Source organism: Rhizobium etli 8C-3 (assembly GCF_001908375.1).
GTDB lineage: Bacteria > Pseudomonadota > Alphaproteobacteria > Rhizobiales > Rhizobiaceae > Rhizobium > Rhizobium etli_B.
This window is the reverse complement of sequence record NZ_CP017244.1, coordinates 495,234-512,005: the sequence shown is the minus strand read 5'-3', so window position 1 is coordinate 512,005 and position 16,772 is coordinate 495,234. Positions and strand designations below refer to the sequence as shown.

The following is a 16,772-nucleotide window of genomic DNA, read 5'->3' as shown; positions in this document are numbered from 1 at the left end:
GGCCAGATGAGCGACCACAAGGGCGTCGGTATCGTGCTCGGCGCGCTCCCACCGGCCTCTCAGCCGATCGCCGATCGCGGCAATGACAGCGCCTGGTTCCGAGAGGAACTCGAAGCCAGGGGCATCGAAGCGTGCATCCCGTCGAGCCGAAGCCGAAAAAGTTCCATACGCCTACGACACCGCCCTCTATCGTCAACGCTACAAGGTCGAGAACCTGTTTGCAAAGCTCAAGGACTGGCAGCGCATCGCCACCCGCTACGACAGATGCGCCCACACCATCTGCATCGCAGCCGCCGTCATCTTCTGGCTCTGATCAATGAGCCCTGAGCCTAAACCTTGCCCAGATGCTTCGGCCAGAATTCCTGGTGGACTTCGGCGGCTTCGTCTTCGAGGTTCGTCGGGCCAACCACGGTGACGGCACGCGCACCGGTCTGCAACACCGCCCGGCTAGGCACGTTCAACCCGATCCCAGCAATCTCGCCAAGCCGCGTTTCGGAGCACGCAAACACCATCCGCCCGATACCCGACCAGTAGATCGCCCCGGAGCACATCGCGCACGGCTCAGTGCTGGTGTAGAGCGTGCAGTCAGCGAGAAAAGCAGGGTCGTAATGCTGCGCCGCCTGTTTAACCAGGTTCATCTCGGCGTGATTTGTCATATCGTGGCCGGTGAAGACGCTATTTTCGGCGCGTAGGATGACTTCGCCGTCCTTTACCAGTACCGAGCCAAACGGTTCGTCGCCGTTTGCCATCGCCGATTTCGAGAGCGCAATCGCCTCGCGCAGAAACGGCTCGTGATTTTCCATGAGAACCCCCAAGAGCTAGAGCGGGATGATCTTCCCTCGGATCGAAGGGATTTCCAAGGATTGCAAATCAGATTGAAGATCGGTGATCTGCATCGCTGCAACCGTCATCTTCTGGTTTCAAGCAGTGAGTCCTGAGCTTTACTCAAAAATGGCAGGCAAGCCGCCCCGTTTGAATTGCCGAGAAAGACGTCCTGCTTCAGCGTGATTAAAAGCTGCCTGTGGCGACGAGTGGAACAAGCTGGTCGTTCGGATGTTCGTCATTTTCAAACATCAGGATTCTGCCGCCATGCGAGTTTTTCCCGCCATCGCCCTTACTTGTGCCACCTGTCTTTTTTCGAACGCGTCCGCTTCTGAAGAAGACTTCTTGAAGTCGATCGAAGGGCAGTGGACGGGCGGTGGAGCGGTCCTGACAAAGCTCGGCGGAAGCAAGGTTGATGTCTCGTGCAAAATGCAATCCGATGCCAATTTGTCCAGCTTCTCGATGAACGGCTCGTGCCGAGCATTCGCCGTTGTCACGCGCAGCTTTACCGCCAAAGTCAAGGCGTCTGGAGAAGCATATTCCGGTATTTATGTCGGAGCGTCTGGCAAACCGTCCAAACTCGTGGGCAGCCGAGACGGGAATACGATTAAACTGGATGTTACCTGGGCCAACAAGATCTATGGGGATCGCCAAGCGAAGATGACGATCGAGAAGGTGGGCGAGGACGGTCTTCGAATTCGAACGATCGACCGAGATCCGGCATCTGGGAAGTCGATTGTCACCACTCAACTGGAATTGCGGCGACGTTGAGCCTCCACCTTTGCCGAGAGACACTGTGACGGCTGGTGTCGTTTCTTGGCCGTCTAAAGTGAGCAGCGCGGGGTCATTGGTCCAAGCTCCACACTGCCGGCCGGCGTATGGATCTACAGCAGGCAAATCCAAGACGGGCCGGGCATAGTATCAGCCGGCAATCTCGTAAGATGGCGTCAAAGGTCAGCGCTGGTCAGCCGATGCCCTGATGAAATCGATGAATGCACGCAGCGGCGCGGGCACGAGGCGCCGTCCGGAATAATAGAGAAACGGCCCAGTGAAGGCCTGCCACCAGGGTTCGAGGATCGGTTCGAGGGCGCCGCTACTGAAATAGGGCCTGAGCCAGTCCTCGAACAGCCCCACAATGCCGACGCCGGCTATCGCCGCATCAACGGCAAGATCGACGGCTCCGCCAATCCCTACCGTCAAAGGACCTTCCGGATCGACCCGCACGACCTCGCCTTCGCGTTCGAACTCCCACGGCGTCATCATCGCACCGCTCGTAAAGCGACCGCGTAGACAGGCATGGCGCAGCAGGTCGACAGGATGATCGGGGCGCCCATGGCGATCAAGATAAGCCGGAGAAGCAGCGGTGGCGAACCGCTGGACACGAGGTCCGATCGGCACCGCGATCATATCCTGCTCCAGCCGCTCCTCGTAGCGGATACCGGCATCGCATCCGGCCGCCAATACGTCGACGAAGCTTTCCTCGGCGATCACCTCCAGCCGGATCCCAGGATAGGCTGCAAGAAATGGCGGAACGATGTTGGGCAGCACCAGCCGCGCCGCGCTGACCGGCACGTTCAGGCGCAACGAACCCGCAGGCCGCTCGCGAAAGCCGTTCACGACGTCGAGAGCAGACTCCACCTCGCTCAGCGCCGGGCCGAGCCGCTCCAGCAGGCCATGACCAGCTTCGGTCAACACGACGCTGCGTGTCGTTCGGTTGAGCAGCCTGACGCCGAGCCGCGCCTCAAGGCGGCGGACCGCCTCGCTCAAGCCCGACGCGCTTGCTTTGCCTGCGCGCGCTGCGTCGCGAAAGCCCTTGGCGCGCGCCACCGCCACGAAAGCACTCAGATCGCCTAGATCGACACTCACTGTTCGCTTCTCCGTACAGCCTGTGCGGATTGTATCCGGTTATCGCACGGATGACCAACGACTATCTAAGCCCCGTCAGAAAGGGGAAGAAACATGACCAGTACCGAAAACCAATCCGAAACCTACGTCCTCGGCGACCGCACCGTGCGGCGCATCGGCTATGGCGCCATGCAACTTGCAGGGCCTGGCGTGTTCGGTCCGCCCAAAAATCGTGACGCGGCATTGGCCGTGTTGCGCGAGGCGGTCGAGCGCGGGGTCAATCACATCGATACCAGCGACTTTTACGGTCCACACGTGACCAACCAGCTGATCCGCGAAGCACTCGCGCCCTATGGCGACGGTCTCGTCATCGTCACCAAGATCGGCGCTCGGCGCGGCGAGAATGGATCATGGCTCCCGGCCCTGTCGCCGCAAGAACTGACCCAGGCCGTGCATGACAATTTGCGAAACCTCGGTCTCGACACGCTGGATGTCGTCAACCTTCGGATCATGTTCGACCCCCATGGCCCGGCCGAGGGATCAATCGAGGCGCCGCTCACCGCCTTGGCCGAACTCCAGCGACAGGGCCTGGTGCGACATATAGGGCTTAGCAACGTCACCGTCAGTCAAGTCGTAGAAGGGCGCCGGATCGCCAAAGTCGTTTGCGTGCAGAACCAATACAATCTAGCGCATCGGAGGGACGAGGCGCTGATTGACAATCTTGCCGGCGACGGCATCGCCTATGTGCCGTTTTTTCCGCTCGGCGGGTTCAATCGGCTGCAGTCGTCTATCTTGTCCGACGCCGCTCAACGCCTCGGCGCCACGCCATTGCAGGTGGCTCTGGCCTGGCTTCTTCGTCGGGCACCGAACCTCCTACTGATTCCTGGTACCTCTTCGGTTGCGCATCTGCGAGAGAACCTCGCGGTGGCGGAACTCGATCTGCCGAATGATGCGCTTGATGCACTCAACGGCATTGCACTGAGCGTCAGTTCTATCTGAAGAGCCGGCGATTGACTTGTTTCGCAACAGCGCGGTGCAGCCGACGGCAATCGGGTAGAAAGCTGACAGCGCAATCGGAAAACGGCCGTTTCCATTTCAAACTGATCTCATGCGCTCACCGAATTGCGTTCGAGGCAACACTGCCGACTTCACGCCGTCACGCCGTCGACACGGGAGGTAATTGAAGTAATCACCATATGTCAGTGAGGAAGGAGCGCGTCAGTCCGGCTCCACTGGCCGGATCGTATCGACCGAGACGTCGCCATCAAGGATGCCGCGCGCGACGTCGGTACGATCACGGTCGATCTCGATTACGGTGTAAAGCTTGTCGTCCCGAAAAGCGCTCGCATTCGCTGTCGTCACGTCTTCTGCGGGCGCTGCATCGACCTCCATGAAGTCCAGCTCTCGACTGGCCGCCATGATCCGTGCATCGCCTGGCGTCCTCGCCGCCACTACGACAACTCCATGTCCTGGAGAGTTGGCCCATCTTGGATCATTTGGCGCGGCGATCGGCTCGAGACGGTAGATGTTGAGTGGCTCGTCTGCGCTGCCGGGCGCGCTCTGCGCGGCCGCGTCAGCAATTTGCGCCTGGCTTTCGACCGAGCGACCAAACGTGGTCGGGCTGATTGCAGTGTTGATCTCGTCGGTACCTGTCTTCGAAATGTTCGACATTGCGTCCTCCATGACTGAGAACAACGATCGCGGCACCCAACAGTTCCGCACTCCCGAACTCGCAGAACCGGGCCGGCAGAGCGCTCAAGGTGATCCTTAGCTCCCAGGCAAGACCACGTATGCAAAGGCAATAGGAGCGTGCAGGTCCCCGGCCCATGAGCGTCTATTGGCCCTCGTAAGATGGCGCTTTCAAATGGACCGCCCGAGGTCTGGCTACGGGGCTAATGTTCAACGCGTCACGTAGACGTCTTCGTCCCGCAGAACGTGTGTCGTGCCGACGGCGCCGCCGATCCAAGCCGCAATAGCACCTAGGGCTAGAGCGATGAATGCCAGGATCGCTCCCGCCGAGAACGCTGTCGCTGCGGTTTCAGCGGCCTCGGTCGCCTGCTGCTTCGCCTCAGCAACGGCGTCCTTGTACTGCTGCTCGTACTGAGCGACCTGCTGCTTGGCCTGGTCGACAGGAATGTTCTGAGCTCGGGCGATGGCGTCAGCAGCGCGATTGCGTGCTTCTTCTGCTTTGGCTTGGTCGCCCGTCAGAACTGCGCGCACGGAGGCGACTGCGGCATCGCGAAGCGCTGCTGGATCGTTGCCGCCACTTGCCTCTCGGATGCTCTGCTCGACGCCGGCCATTGGATCGGTGGCCCTCGCAAGTGCAGGAGCTGCTGTCGTGGCGGCCGTGGCCACTGTGGATCCGGCACTGGAGACGATGCCGCCCAAACCAGAGAAGACGCCACCGACGAGCGCGCCCACCGATGTGGTCAAAAGATAGACGACGACCAGCGTCGTGACAGCCCACGACGTGACGCCATGGAGAGATCCCGTTGAACGGAGCGGGCGTCCGGACAACCGGCTGGCAATGTAGCCGCCGGCGAAGGAGGCGATCAGGCCGCTGACCACGAACCAGATTGCCGTACTGACCGAGAGCGTTGTCGCACTGGGATTATCGCTCGAATCCGGATCGATGACGGCAGCGCCGAGACCGGCACCCAGGAGGTTGAGCAGGAGCTGAACCACAAGTGCCACTACGACGCCGGCGAACACGGCGCCCCAGGAGACCTTGTTGACGGCTGCGTTGAGATAGGGGTTATCGTCGCGCGTATGAATGTGCGCCACGGAAGAAGCGGGTTCGGTCATAGGAGTCTTCCTTTTTTCACGAGTTCGTGAAGTGGCAATCAAACTCTCAGATGTGCCCATTGTTCCAGCTGGCTGAACGTCATTGGAAAAGAGTGGATGCCAATCCCGCGTCCTTTGCTTGCAGCATCCGATAGGTTCGCACCGCACCGGTGCTTCCTTCAACCCTCTCCAACAAAAAGAACCGGCGGAGACCGCTCTGTCTTGATGCCGTTCGCCCGAATGCGCACGGTGCCGTCTTTAAGCACCACCGTCATGACACTTGCCCTCAGAACGATCTTTCCGTTCGACCGCTTGTCCAACACGGCCTTGAGAAGGCGCGGATGAAACTCGTCGATGGAGCAGGGATTTCGAAGACCAGTTATCTCCAGCTCGACCTTCGCCCGGAATTCGACAACAGCTTGGCGCAGAGCAACCGATCTGCAACGTCCAAACATGCCCTCTGGTTGTCGAAAAGCCGAGCACGCTGGTGCCGCCGTCGATGACGACGACAGGTTCGTCGGGGCTCGCCGATCTTCTTTATTTCACGATGGTTCTTATCGTCGCCATGGCTTCGAGTGTGCGATGGACCGGGCATTTGTCGGCAATTTCAGCAATCTTGCCGCGAAGCTTCTCGGAGACCTCGCCTTCGATGGAAATGACGCGCTCGAAACGATCAATCCTGCCGCTACCGCTGCGTTCCGCTTCGGTGCAGTCCGCGCAGTCGTTGACATGAATCTTGGCATGCGAGACGTCAACGCCGATGCGCCCGAGCGGTAGCTTTTTGTGATCGGCATAGATGCGCAGCGTCATCGAGGTGCAGGCGCCAAGCGCCATCGACAGGAAATCATAGGGCGACGGCCCGGAATCGAGCCCACCCAGACTTTCCGGTTCATCTGCGAAAAGCCGGTGGCTGCCCGCCTGAACCGAATTCTGAAACTTGCCTTCGCCCGTTTCCGTCACGCGGACATGTTCGATTACGCCGGTGCCCTGCGGCGTGTCGGCAGCAAGATAACGCGTCAGCCATCCCGATATAACTCGTCCGGCGAAGGTTGCGTCCTCAGGGTCGGTGAGCAGGTGATCGGCCGTGTCCAGTGAGATGAAGCTCTTGGGATGTCTGGCCGAAAGGAAGATTTCGTTGGCGTTTTCTATTCCGACCGTCCCATCCAGCGGCGCGTGAAGGATGAGGAGCGGCTTTTTCAGACCCGCAACCGCATCCTTGAGACGGTGTGCTCGCGCATCCTCGACAAATTGCTTTTTGAGAAGGAACTTTCGCCCGGCGAGATCGACTTCGGCCGCACCACTTTTTTCGATTGCCTCCAGGCTCGTCCCGAGATTCTTCAACACGTGACCAACATCGGCTGGCGCACCGATCGTGGCAACGGCGCGCACTTCAGGTATGTTCCTGGCGACGGCCAGCACCGCTGCGCCACCGAGCGAGTGGCCAATCAGCACAGACGGTGCCCGATAGTGCTTTCGGAGATAGTCGGCCGCCGCAAGCAAGTCGGCAACATTGGAGGAGAAATTTGTCGAGGCAAATTCGCCTTCGCTCGATCCCAAACCGGTGAAATCAAAACGCATGACAGCGATTCCTTCGCGCGCAAGCTCCGCTGCGATGCGGCGAGCTGCGGCCAAATCCTTGGAGCAGGTGAAGCAATGCGCAAAAAGTGCGTAAGCGCGTAAAGGCCCGTTCGGCATGTCGAGGCGGGCGGCTAAAGTGGCGCCAGAATGACCGGCAAATTGAAGCCGTTGCGTGTTGAAGGCCATAGGATTGCTCCGTCGCTGTGGGAAAATGAGCATTTTACATCAGCGATGGAGACCGACTACCTCGATGTTCGCTCAGAGCCCCATCTTAGCCTGGATGTTTGTGTCAGCGCCGCGCCGGCACTGCCGGCGCACCTTGGTAGCGGCGTCCAGATTGCACAAAAGGCTCCTGCTATGCGCCGGCGGATCGGCCGGATTCTTCAGGATTTCGAATGACCGCCAATCTGTGCGACCAGGCGACAGTCGGTCGCCTATTCGGCCGCCGCGCGCGCCGGCAACACCCAGTTGGGGCGCGGGAAATGGCAGGTGTAGCCATTTGGATAGTGCTGCAGGTAATCCTGGTGCTCCGGCTCCGCCTGCCAGAAGTCTCCGACAGGCTCCACTTCGGTGACAACCTTGCCCGGCCACAGGCCGGAAGCCTCGACGTCTGCGATGGTGTCCTCGGCTATCCGCTTCTGCTCGTCGTCAGCGTAGTAGATCGCCGACCGATACGAGGCGCCGACATCGTTGCCCTGCCGGTTTCTTGTCGTCGGATCATGGATCTGAAAGAAAAACTCCAGAATTCGCCTGTAGCTGATCGCCTCGGGATCGAAGATGATCTCGATGCCTTCGGCGTGGGTACCGTGATTTCGGTAGGTCGCGTTCGCCACATCGCCGCCGGTATAGCCCACGCGGGTCTGAATGACCCCGGGAAGCTTGCGGATCAAGTCCTGCATGCCCCAGAAGCAACCACCAGCCAAAACAGCTCTCTCGGTCATTTAGATATCCTCCACCTGGTTGAGATATGCACCATAGCCCGCTGCCTCCATTTCGTCGCGCGCAATGAAGCGCAGGGCGGCGGAATTGATGCAGTAACGCAGGCCACCGCGATCCTCAGGGCCGTCGGGAAACACATGGCCGAGGTGACTGTCGCCATGTATCGAACGCACCTCGGTGCGGATCATACCATGCGAGTCATCCCGCAACTCGTTGACATTTGCCGCCACGATCGGCTTGGTGAAGCTCGGCCAGCCGCAGCCGGAATCGAACTTGTCGGCCGAGGCAAACAGCGGTTCGCCGGAGACGATGTCGACATAGATGCCTGGCCTTTTGTTGTCATTATATTCCCCGGTGAAGGAGCGTTCGGTGCCGTTCTGCTGGGTCACCCGATACTGTTCGGGTGTGAGCCTGCTGACCGCTTCGTCGGTCTTTGTATAGGTCATTGCCCTGTCTCCGTTCTGGATCAGAATATGGCGAGGCCCAAGGGGGATTTTCAATATCAAGTGGGTTTAGATTCCACAGCCGCGCGATGCGCCGGTTTTTTACGCCCCGTTGTGCGATGCCGAAAGCTGCGCGATCTTGAGGATCTCGGCTCTGCCGGAACCCGTGACCAGCACATACAAGTTCGCGCTCCAATGATATCGCTTGAACCGGGAGGGTCGGCCATGCTCTGCACGAGACGGTTGCTCACCGCACGACCAGCGCCGCCCTGGCCGAGCGCGCCAAATCCTGCTGTTGAAAATTGGCTCTATTGAGCCCTGTTCATCGCTCTCAGGCCGGAACGCCATCGCCAATGTTTGTGCCATTTCGGCGCGAGAATTTAAGGATCAGCCTGTCGTGCAGGCCAGCGCGATGGCGTCTGCGACCTCGCTGCACCGATCAGAAAGATTGCCCGTTGCGACCCTGATATGATTGCTGGGCAGGATCGAGAACTTAGCGCCGGGGTGCACCGCGATCCCTCTCGCCGCCAAGGTGACCATCGCAAAGGGCTCCGACGAAACCGGAACCCAGGCGCAGAGGCCTTCTCCGTCGTCCAACTCGACGTGGCGCTCGCGCAGCGCATTCGTCAGTTCATCGTGGCGCTGCTGATAGATATTGCGTGCGCGGGCAAGAATTTCGTCGGTTCTAGGATCGCGTAGCAGCCACGCCGCTGCCGATTGCAGAATCCGGCTGGTCCAGCCGGCGCTGAAACTCCGATAGGATTGAATCTGCTCGACGATCGCCCGGGAACTCGACAGCACGGCAAGACGCAGGTCCGGACCCAGCGTCTTCGAATAGGAAAGGATGTGTATGACGCGGTCAGGATAGCGCCCTCCCAAGGAATGCTTGGTTGCGCCGGAAATGTCGGCCACGCCATCATCTTCGATGATCAGCGTATCGCTGCCCGCCAAAATATTTCCCAGAGCTTCCAGGCGTGCCTTGCTGACGCTTTGGCCGGTCACGGAGTGAAGCCGCGGCTGAAACAGAAATGCTACAGGGCGATATTTCATGGCCGCTTCGAGCGCCGACGGCAGGGGACCGTCCTTGTCGCACTGAACTGGCAGGATACGCACACCCAGATCCTCCAGGATGTCGAGAAGGCGCATGGCCGTCGGATTTTCGATTGCGACTGAAGCGCCAGGCATCACCAATGCATGCAACAGCGTGTAGACGGCGTTGTAGCCGCCGTTTGTTGCAAGGAAGGCCTCCGGCTCGTAGGGCCAGTCGCGCCGCACGGCCGCTTCGAGCTCCGGCAGTATATGGCTGCGTTCGTAGCTGTTGAGGCTTTCCGCCGAGGCGCCGTATGTCAGAGCGTCTGCTAGGGGCGGTAGCAGGCCTACATCGGGGACCGCCGCCGTAAGGTCGAGCACACCCTCGCCGTAGTTGCCGGAGCTCGCAAGCCTCTCTGGCTTGGCAACGAACCGATCGCCGCTGATCCAGGTGCCGTTGCGGCCCCGCCCGCTGATGATCTTCTGGCGGCGCAGTTCGCTCCAGGCCTCAGAAATCGTCGCTGGGCTGACGCCAAGCGCGAAGGCAAGGTCGCGGATCGCAGGCAGCTTGGTTCCGACGGGAAGCGCGCCTGCACGGATTAAGGCGCTGGTTTCCAACGCAATTCCGCGAATGGAGGTATCGCTTAATTTTTCGGCAAACCAATCGGCATTTCGTGTTTCGCTCATATCTGCACCACGATTAAATGTTCAATAACGTAATAACATTTGATCGCAGCAAACTGAACATTTAATTACGAGCGGAAATGTCTTTTTTTGAGAGCGAAATGCATGACTGTAACGATAAGGCTGGCCCTGCGCGACTGGGACTACATGACCCCGCTGGTGTTGGGGGAGGTCTCTTCACCCCGTCTCGACGTGCAGATCGAAAGGGTTGGCACGCTCATCTCCCATATCGGAAAGGACGACGCTCCCGACGCGGCGGAAATGTCCTTCAGCCGATATGCCCAGCTTCGCGCCGACGGCGACGAGACTGTGATCGGCATCCCGAACTTCATCATGCGCGGCTTTCGCCATCGCTGCATCATCACGACGAAGGAGAGCCCGATCACGCAACTGCGCCAGCTTGCCGGAAAGCGGATCGGTGTGACGGGATGGCGCGATTCTGGAAACACCTGGACGCGCGCAGCCTTGCGACGTGAGGGTGTCGGCGTCGAGGATGCGATGTGGTTTGCCGGTCGGTTGACGGAAGCCCACCCGATTGCTGATCGTCTCGATGGCTTTGGTCGCCCGGGACGCATCGAGGCAGCACCTGGAGAGCGGCCGATGGTCGAACTCCTGAAAGACGGTGGGCTGGATGCGGTTTTCACACCCTTCATGCCTGAGGGCTTTTTCGATAAAGATTCGCCGTTCCGCCAGGTGCTTGCAGATTTTCGCCATGCCGAGCGCCGGTATTTCGAGGACGTCGGCTATGTACCGGGAATGCATCTCATCGGCGTCAAGTCGACGGTAGCGGCGCAACACCCATGGCTCCTCGAAGAACTCAGCAGCTTGATCGATGAATCCAAGCGCGTCTGGACCACGAAGCGCCGCAAATATGCCGACACCACGCCGTGGATGCTCGATGAGCTTTTGAAGGTCTCGGCAGATCTGCCGCCGGACTGGGACGAAAGCGGCCTTGATGCCAACCGTGCGATGATTGCCGATTTTGCCCGCGAACTGTACGCGCAGGACATCCTGCCGCGAGCACTCACGCCGGTAGAGCTTTTTCCGATGCAGACGTCCTCGGATCGCTCGCAGCTTGCCGCAGCCGCAACCTGAACCTGTTTCCATACAAACCAAAAGGGGAATAAGAAATGCCATTGAAATTTTTCACCTCCCTCGCCCTGGCGAGCACCCTGCTCTCTGGAATGGCCATGGCCGATGATGCGGACCTTCCGAAACTCAACGTCAACGAGGAACTGCGGGCAAAGCTACCCGAGGAGATCAAGACCGCCGGCAAGATCATCTCGGTCAACAACGGCTCCTTTCCCCCCTACGAGATCGTCACCGGAACGAAGATGGAAGGAGCGAGCGCCGACCTTACGGACGCGCTCGGCCAAGTGCTCGGCGTTACGATCGAGCACGCAACGGTGGGTGGTCTGCCGGCACTCCTCGCCGGCGTCAATTCCGGCCGCTATCAATTCGCCTTCGGTCCTGTCGGCGACTTCAAGAGCCGCGAAGAGGCTAATGACTTCGTCGACTGGGTGCAGGAATTCGTCGTCTTTGCTGTGCACAAGGGCAATCCGAACGGGATAACCTCGCTCGACACCGCTTGCGGACAGCGCATCGCAGTCATGGCTGGCGGATCGGCTGAGAAGGTCATCAAGGTCCAGGCCGAAAAGTGCAAGTCCGACGGCAAGGACGCGATCGAGGTGCAATCCTTTACCGACCAGCCGAGCTCGATCCTCGCCGTCAGATCCAAGCGCTCGGACGCGTTCTTCTCCTCTCAGGCGCCCCTCACCTATTTCGTGTCGCAGTCCAATGGTCAGCTCGAGCTCACCGGCGTCGGCCAGAAGAACGGCTTTGAAGATCTCTATCAGGGCGCCGTCGTGCCGAAGGGATCGCCCCTCGGCCCTGTGCTGCGCGATGGCATGAAAATTCTGATGGAGAACGGCACCTATGCGGCGATCATGAAGAAATGGGGTCTTGAGAACAACATGATTAAAGAGCCGGGCATCAATCTCGGCGGGATGTTGCCAAAATGAGTGCAAGCGACCATAAATCCGCATCGCCTTCGGGCGGTGCCGATCCCCGCGACGTCGTCAACGCGCATAAGCCGTTTCGCACCGATCGCCTCGTCCTTTGGGCCCTGACAGTGGGCATCGCGGCCAATTTTGCCTGGATCGTCGCAAACAACGAGAATTTCGGCTGGCCGGTCGTCGCACAATATTTCTTTGACCCGACGGTCATCAGCGGCCTCTACGTCTCGCTGGGACTGACTGTTGTTGCCATGCTGATCGGCATAGCACTTGGTCTGCTGCTTGCCATTGCACGGTTGTCGAGCGACCGGCTCGCCCATTCTCTTGCCGGTCTCTACATCTGGTTCTTCCGCGGCACGCCGCTCCTGGTGCAGCTTATATTCTGGTACAATCTGTCGACGCTCTTTCCATCAATTTCAATCACCGTGCCCTTCGGACCGACATTGGCCAGTTGGGACACCAATTCTGTCATCACGCCGATGACGGCAGCAATCGTCGGCCTGGCGCTCAACGAGGCGGCCTACATGGCCGAGATCATCCGCGGCGGCCTTCTGTCGGTCGATAGGGGCCAGGCGGAAACGGCGGAAGCCTTTGGCATGACGCGGGCACGCGCGCTGCGCAGGATCATCATACCGCAAGCGATGCGCTCCATCGTTCCGCCAACCGGCAACCAACTCATCAGCATGATCAAGGCGACCTCTCTCGTCAGCGTGATCGCCATGGCCGACCTGCTCTATTCGGTCCAGTCGATCTATAACCGCACCTTCGAGATCATTCCGATGCTGCTCGTCGCGGTGGTCTGGTACCTGCTGATCACCTCGATCCTCAACATCGGCCAAGGCTATATCGAACGCTACTACAGCAGAGGCGACAGACGCTCCTCCAGCGCACCGAAGCCTGCCGGACAGGCAGGCACGCCGATCGTATCGGATAGCCCCTCACCCGTCATCGCACAGGAGGCGAGCCATTGAACGCCCTTGCAACTGTCGGACCTCTCGTTCACGCACGCAATGTTCACAAGTCCTACGACCAGTTTGAAGTCTTAAAGGGCATCGACCTTGACGTCGCCCCTGGCGAGGTCGTGGTTATCCTCGGGCCTTCCGGCTCGGGCAAATCGACCTTCCTGCGCTGCATCAATCATCTCGAGTCCATCAATCAGGGCTCAATCATGGTCGATGGAGAACAGATCGGTTATCGATTGCGAAAGGACCGGCTTGAGAAGCTCTCCAAAAATGCTATCGCTGCGCAAAGGCGCAAGATCGGCATGGTTTTCCAGCAGTTCAATCTCTATCCACACATGACCGCACTCGAAAACATTATCGAAGCGCCGGTTGGCATCCACGGCGAAAGCCGCAAGGCCGCAATGGAAAATGCGCTGATGCTTCTGGAGCGCGTCGGCCTCTCGGAAAAAGCCGACAGTTACCCGCGCCAGCTTTCCGGCGGCCAGCAGCAGCGCGTGGCGATTGCACGTGCTCTGGCGATCAAGCCGAAGCTGATGCTGTTCGACGAGCCAACCTCCGCACTCGATCCCGAGCTCGTCGGCGAGGTTCTTGCAACCATGCGGGACCTGGCAAGCCAGGGACTGACCATGATCGTCGTCACTCACGAGATTGGCTTTGCGCGCGAAGCGGCCGACCGCGTCATTTTCATGGATGGCGGCAAAGTCGTCGAACACGGCAAGCCCGAAGAGGTCCTCGGCAATCCGCAGCATCAACGCACGAGAAGTTTTCTCGCGCGCTTCATCTAGCCGGCAATCTTTACGCTGCGCACTCCGTCGCGCCGCCAAACCGCGACGGACGATACTGTTCATTCTAGCTATTGGAACCAATTGATGACACGCGACAAGGGCTTTGCCCGCATCTGCGACTTCGAGCCGCTCAAGGAAGAGCTTGTAGCGACCCGCCGGCATCTTCACGCCAATCCGGAACTATCATTCGAAGAGGTCGAGACTGCACGCTTCGTCGCTGATAAACTGGGCTCCTGGGGCTACGAAGTTTTCCGAAATGTCGGCGGCCACGGTGTCGTCGCTCGTCTTCAGATGGGCAGCAGTCCGCGCAGTATTGCGATCCGCGCCGACATGGATGCTCTTCCAATCCAGGAAGAAACGAGCCTGCCTTACGCCAGCCGGGCTGCCGGCAAGATGCATGCATGCGGTCACGACGGTCACACGACGATGCTGCTTGGGGCTGCGGAGTATCTGGCGCGCACCCGCCGTTTTGACGGGACGGTCAACCTGATCTTCCAGCCCGCCGAGGAAGCAGGCAGCGCAAGCGGTGCTGAGGCGATGATCGCTGACGGATTGTTTGAACGCTTTCCATGCGATGCGATTTTCGGGTTGCACAATCATCCCGGCGCGCCCGAAGGCACCTGGCTTTTGCGTTCCGGTCCATTGATGGCAGCTGCCGACACGGTAAAAATCACCATCAAGGGAAAGGGTGGCCACGCCTCCAGGCCGCATCTGACGGTGGACCCGGTGCTCATTGCATGCAATCTCGTCGTCTCACTGCAGTCGGTCGTTTCGCGCAGCATCGATCCGACACAAACCGCAGTCGTCACCGTCGGCTCCATCCATGCCGGTGAGGCCTCGAATGTCATTCCCGACATCGCAACCCTTCTGCTCAGCGTCCGGTCCTTCGAACCGGCGATCAGGGACATTCTGGAGGCGAGAATCCGTAACCTGGCAGCGAGTGTCGCGGAAGGCTATGGCGCCAGGGCCGAGATCGACTATGGCCGCGGCCACCCAGTCGTCATCAACTCCGAGAAGGAAACCGAATTTGCCCGCCGTATTGCGGAGGAACTCGTTGGCCCGGACCAGGTCTTAGCGTGCCCACTGATCCCGGGAAGCGAGGATTTTTCCCATTTTCTCGAACACAAGCCGGGTTGCTTCCTGCGCCTTGGCAACGGTCTGAACTCTGAGATCCTGCATAGCTCGAAATTCAACTTTGCAGACGAGAACCTGACTGTTGGTGCCGCCATGTGGGCGCGGCTGACAGAGAAATTCTTGGACTAGATTTACCCGACACAATCGCAAGCATCGGCGCGCCGTTAACCTTGGCAATAAAGATTGTATTCAGTCTTTTTTGGTAATTTTCCATTAGCCATCAACGTCAGCCGGTCCCGGCGGCATGGGATGGCGTCGGCGGCAGTTGTTTTGCGTACGGGTTCTTATGCGTCTATCGAATGTGACTGCAATCTTTCTTGCCTGCCTGACATTGTCCGGTTGCGCTGCCAATTCTCGTCCTGGGACCGTTCAGGCCGGGCTGCCATCTGAGGAGACGACGGGCTCGGTTGCCCAATCAGCCGTCCCCGTCCCTGCCGCCAATGTGGGCGACCTTGGCCGGCAGGACAACCCACCGCCGCAGACCTTGGCCTGGGCAGGATCGGTGCCGCAGCCGCAAGCGTTCGCACCAGCTTCAAGAACCGTTGGCGCGCCCATCCCGTCAGAACGGCCCATTGCGATGCTGGCGCCGGACAAGCCTCAGACAAGGGCTCCGCAGACGCGCTCGCAGATTTACAGCTACGGTTTTCGCGACGCCAAGCCGATCAATTTCGGGTCCATTTCACCAAGAAAACTTGCCGTACACGGCGTCGACGTGTCGCGATGGCAGGCAGAGATCGATTGGGAACGGCTGAGGCGGCAAGGTGCGAACTTCGCCTATATCAAGGCGACCGACGGGGGCGACCATCTCGACCCGATGTTCAGGAAGAACTGGCGCAGGGCCAAGGAGGCTGGCTTGAAGCGCGGCGCCTATCATTTCTTCTACTGGTGCCGGACGGCCGGCGAGCAGGCGGACTGGTTCATCCGCAATGTTCCGAAGGAAGCAGGTGCTCTTCCGCCGGTTATCGACGTCGAGTGGAACGGTGAATCGAGCTGCAAGCGGCGGCCTTCGCGCGAACGGGTGCTGGAAAAAATGCAAGTCTTCATGGACAAGCTCGAGCGACACTATGGCCAGCGTCCGATCATCTACACGGCTCCAGACTTCTACCGCGACAACCTGAAGGGCGCATTTCTCGATTATCCCTTTTGGCTGCGCTCGGTCGCCGCCCATCCCTCCAAGGTGTACCCAAAGCGCAAGTGGGTCTTCTGGCAGTATTCTGGTTCCGGTCTCTCGCACGGCGTCGATGGCCGGATCGACCTCAACGTCTTCCATGGTGATGAAGACGATTGGCACGACTGGGTGGCGTCACGGTAGCGCCGAGGGCGGCGATGGTCGGGAGATTGCAGAAGATGGCGTGACTTTGCCCGCAGTCGTAGCGCTCCGGCATCTGAGGTCAAGATTATGGAAGCAGTTTTCGAGCGCGTCGATATCGGCGCGTGAGCCTACGCCGACCCGCGCGATATCTTGTGACAATTGCCACCTAATTTCGTATTGTTCTAATGTGGTGGAGAGCTTCTTGACTTCGTTGCGGGTTCGGCCTTGCGGCGTGCACGCTTTCTTGATCAGGCAAGGGCGATCACAATGAGACAGCTCAGTGAAGAGGGTCGACGGACCTTGGAGGGGATTGCTCAGCGGTACGGGGTCAGCCTTGGCGCGGTCGAGCACCTTCTGATGGCGATTATCGCCGGGCAGGCGACACAGGCTCAGTTCAACCATCCTGATCTCGGTGGCATGGGGCAATGGTCACAGGGCGG

Annotated in this window: 20 protein-coding genes; 10 read left to right on the top strand and 10 right to left on the bottom strand. The window is 59.5% G+C overall.

The features are described from left to right. The first annotated feature begins 82 nt into the window (after positions 1-82). Positions 83-313 (top strand): transposase, encoded by a 231-nt coding sequence (locus AM571_RS27345; RefSeq protein ID WP_081377222.1) that lies wholly within the window; start codon positions 83-85, stop codon positions 311-313. Between the two features lie 16 nt (positions 314-329). Here AM571_RS27345 and AM571_RS27340 read toward each other — a convergent pair whose 3' ends face one another. Next, entirely contained in the window at positions 330-803 is a 474-nt protein-coding gene (locus tag AM571_RS27340; RefSeq protein WP_074064152.1) for a nucleoside deaminase, read from the bottom strand. Between the two features lie 250 nt (positions 804-1,053). Between AM571_RS27340 and AM571_RS27335 the strand changes: the two genes are divergently transcribed. Continuing rightward, positions 1,054-1,593: a hypothetical protein gene (locus tag AM571_RS27335; protein WP_335727741.1), complete on the top strand. Its 540-nt coding sequence runs from the start codon at positions 1,054-1,056 to the stop codon at positions 1,591-1,593. Positions 1,594-1,776: 183 nt separating this feature from the next. Here AM571_RS27335 and AM571_RS27330 read toward each other — a convergent pair whose 3' ends face one another. Then, complete coding sequence (locus AM571_RS27330) at positions 1,777-2,688, bottom strand: LysR family transcriptional regulator (protein ID WP_074064151.1); 912 nt, start codon at positions 2,686-2,688, stop codon at positions 1,777-1,779. 93 nt (positions 2,689-2,781) lie between these two features. Here AM571_RS27330 and AM571_RS27325 point away from each other — a divergent pair, with 93 nt between their 5' ends. Further along, the gene (locus AM571_RS27325) at positions 2,782-3,666 is read left to right on the top strand and encodes an aldo/keto reductase family oxidoreductase (protein WP_074064150.1); all 885 of its coding nucleotides are present in this window, start codon (positions 2,782-2,784) and stop codon (positions 3,664-3,666) included. A 219-nt stretch (positions 3,667-3,885) separates the two neighbouring features. Here the strand turns inward: AM571_RS27325 and AM571_RS27320 are convergent, their stop codons facing one another. From AM571_RS27320 to AM571_RS27305, 4 genes are all read right to left on the bottom strand, one after another. Beyond that, positions 3,886-4,338: a hypothetical protein gene (locus AM571_RS27320; RefSeq protein ID WP_074064149.1), complete on the bottom strand. Its 453-nt coding sequence runs from the start codon at positions 4,336-4,338 to the stop codon at positions 3,886-3,888. Positions 4,339-4,566: 228 nt separating this feature from the next. Continuing rightward, a complete protein-coding gene (locus AM571_RS27315; RefSeq protein WP_074064148.1) occupies positions 4,567-5,472 on the bottom strand; it encodes a PhnA-like protein in 906 nt (301 codons plus the stop codon). Between the two features lie 158 nt (positions 5,473-5,630). Beyond that, positions 5,631-5,906 (bottom strand): hypothetical protein, encoded by a 276-nt coding sequence (locus AM571_RS27310; protein WP_074064147.1) that lies wholly within the window; start codon positions 5,904-5,906, stop codon positions 5,631-5,633. Between the two features lie 82 nt (positions 5,907-5,988). After that, the gene (locus tag AM571_RS27305; protein ID WP_074064146.1) at positions 5,989-7,215 is read right to left on the bottom strand and encodes a bifunctional alpha/beta hydrolase/OsmC family protein; all 1,227 of its coding nucleotides are present in this window, start codon (positions 7,213-7,215) and stop codon (positions 5,989-5,991) included. Between AM571_RS27305 and AM571_RS36650 the strand changes: the two genes are divergently transcribed. Then, on the top strand, positions 7,177-7,428 hold the full coding sequence (locus tag AM571_RS36650) for a hypothetical protein (RefSeq protein WP_155774546.1): 252 nt from the start codon (positions 7,177-7,179) through the stop codon (positions 7,426-7,428). The genes AM571_RS27305 and AM571_RS36650 overlap by 39 nt on opposite strands. 35 nt (positions 7,429-7,463) lie before the next feature. On the opposite strand, the gene msrA is transcribed toward AM571_RS36650, so the two are convergent. From msrA to AM571_RS27290, 3 genes are all read right to left on the bottom strand, one after another. Continuing rightward, positions 7,464-7,970: a peptide-methionine (S)-S-oxide reductase MsrA gene (gene msrA / locus AM571_RS27300; RefSeq protein WP_074064145.1), complete on the bottom strand. Its 507-nt coding sequence runs from the start codon at positions 7,968-7,970 to the stop codon at positions 7,464-7,466. Then, positions 7,971-8,414, bottom strand: coding sequence for a peptide-methionine (R)-S-oxide reductase MsrB (gene msrB / locus AM571_RS27295; RefSeq protein ID WP_074064144.1), 444 nt, complete (start codon positions 8,412-8,414; stop codon positions 7,971-7,973). It lies immediately after the preceding gene. A gap of 384 nt (positions 8,415-8,798) precedes the next feature. Then, positions 8,799-10,127, bottom strand: coding sequence for a PLP-dependent aminotransferase family protein (locus AM571_RS27290; protein ID WP_074064143.1), 1,329 nt, complete (start codon positions 10,125-10,127; stop codon positions 8,799-8,801). Between the two features lie 102 nt (positions 10,128-10,229). Here AM571_RS27290 and AM571_RS27285 point away from each other — a divergent pair, with 102 nt between their 5' ends. The 6 genes from AM571_RS27285 to AM571_RS27260 all read left to right on the top strand — a co-directional run bounded on the left by AM571_RS27285 (position 10,230) and on the right by AM571_RS27260 (position 16,332). Continuing rightward, on the top strand, positions 10,230-11,219 hold the full coding sequence (locus AM571_RS27285) for a nitrate ABC transporter substrate-binding protein (RefSeq protein WP_074064142.1): 990 nt from the start codon (positions 10,230-10,232) through the stop codon (positions 11,217-11,219). 35 nt (positions 11,220-11,254) lie between these two features. Then, positions 11,255-12,145 carry an ABC transporter substrate-binding protein gene (locus tag AM571_RS27280; protein ID WP_074064141.1) on the top strand — a complete coding sequence of 297 codons (891 nt, stop codon included), beginning with the start codon at positions 11,255-11,257 and terminating at the stop codon, positions 12,143-12,145. After that, complete coding sequence (locus tag AM571_RS27275; RefSeq protein ID WP_074064140.1) at positions 12,142-13,110, top strand: amino acid ABC transporter permease; 969 nt, start codon at positions 12,142-12,144, stop codon at positions 13,108-13,110. The genes AM571_RS27280 and AM571_RS27275 overlap by 4 nt, the downstream gene beginning before the upstream one ends. Further along, positions 13,107-13,886, top strand: a complete 780-nt coding sequence (locus AM571_RS27270; RefSeq protein ID WP_074064139.1) for an amino acid ABC transporter ATP-binding protein — start codon at positions 13,107-13,109, stop codon at positions 13,884-13,886. The genes AM571_RS27275 and AM571_RS27270 overlap by 4 nt, the downstream gene beginning before the upstream one ends. Positions 13,887-13,970: 84 nt before the next feature. Further along, positions 13,971-15,149 carry a M20 aminoacylase family protein gene (locus AM571_RS27265; RefSeq protein WP_074064138.1) on the top strand — a complete coding sequence of 393 codons (1,179 nt, stop codon included), beginning with the start codon at positions 13,971-13,973 and terminating at the stop codon, positions 15,147-15,149. A gap of 157 nt (positions 15,150-15,306) precedes the next feature. Further along, positions 15,307-16,332: a GH25 family lysozyme gene (locus tag AM571_RS27260; RefSeq protein WP_074064137.1), complete on the top strand. Its 1,026-nt coding sequence runs from the start codon at positions 15,307-15,309 to the stop codon at positions 16,330-16,332. Here the strand turns inward: AM571_RS27260 and AM571_RS37810 are convergent. Continuing rightward, positions 16,324-16,734, bottom strand: a complete 411-nt coding sequence (locus AM571_RS37810) for a hypothetical protein (protein ID WP_237358701.1) — start codon at positions 16,732-16,734, stop codon at positions 16,324-16,326. The two genes, AM571_RS27260 and AM571_RS37810, sit on opposite strands and share 9 nt — an antisense overlap. Between the last annotated feature and the right edge of the window lie 38 nt (positions 16,735-16,772).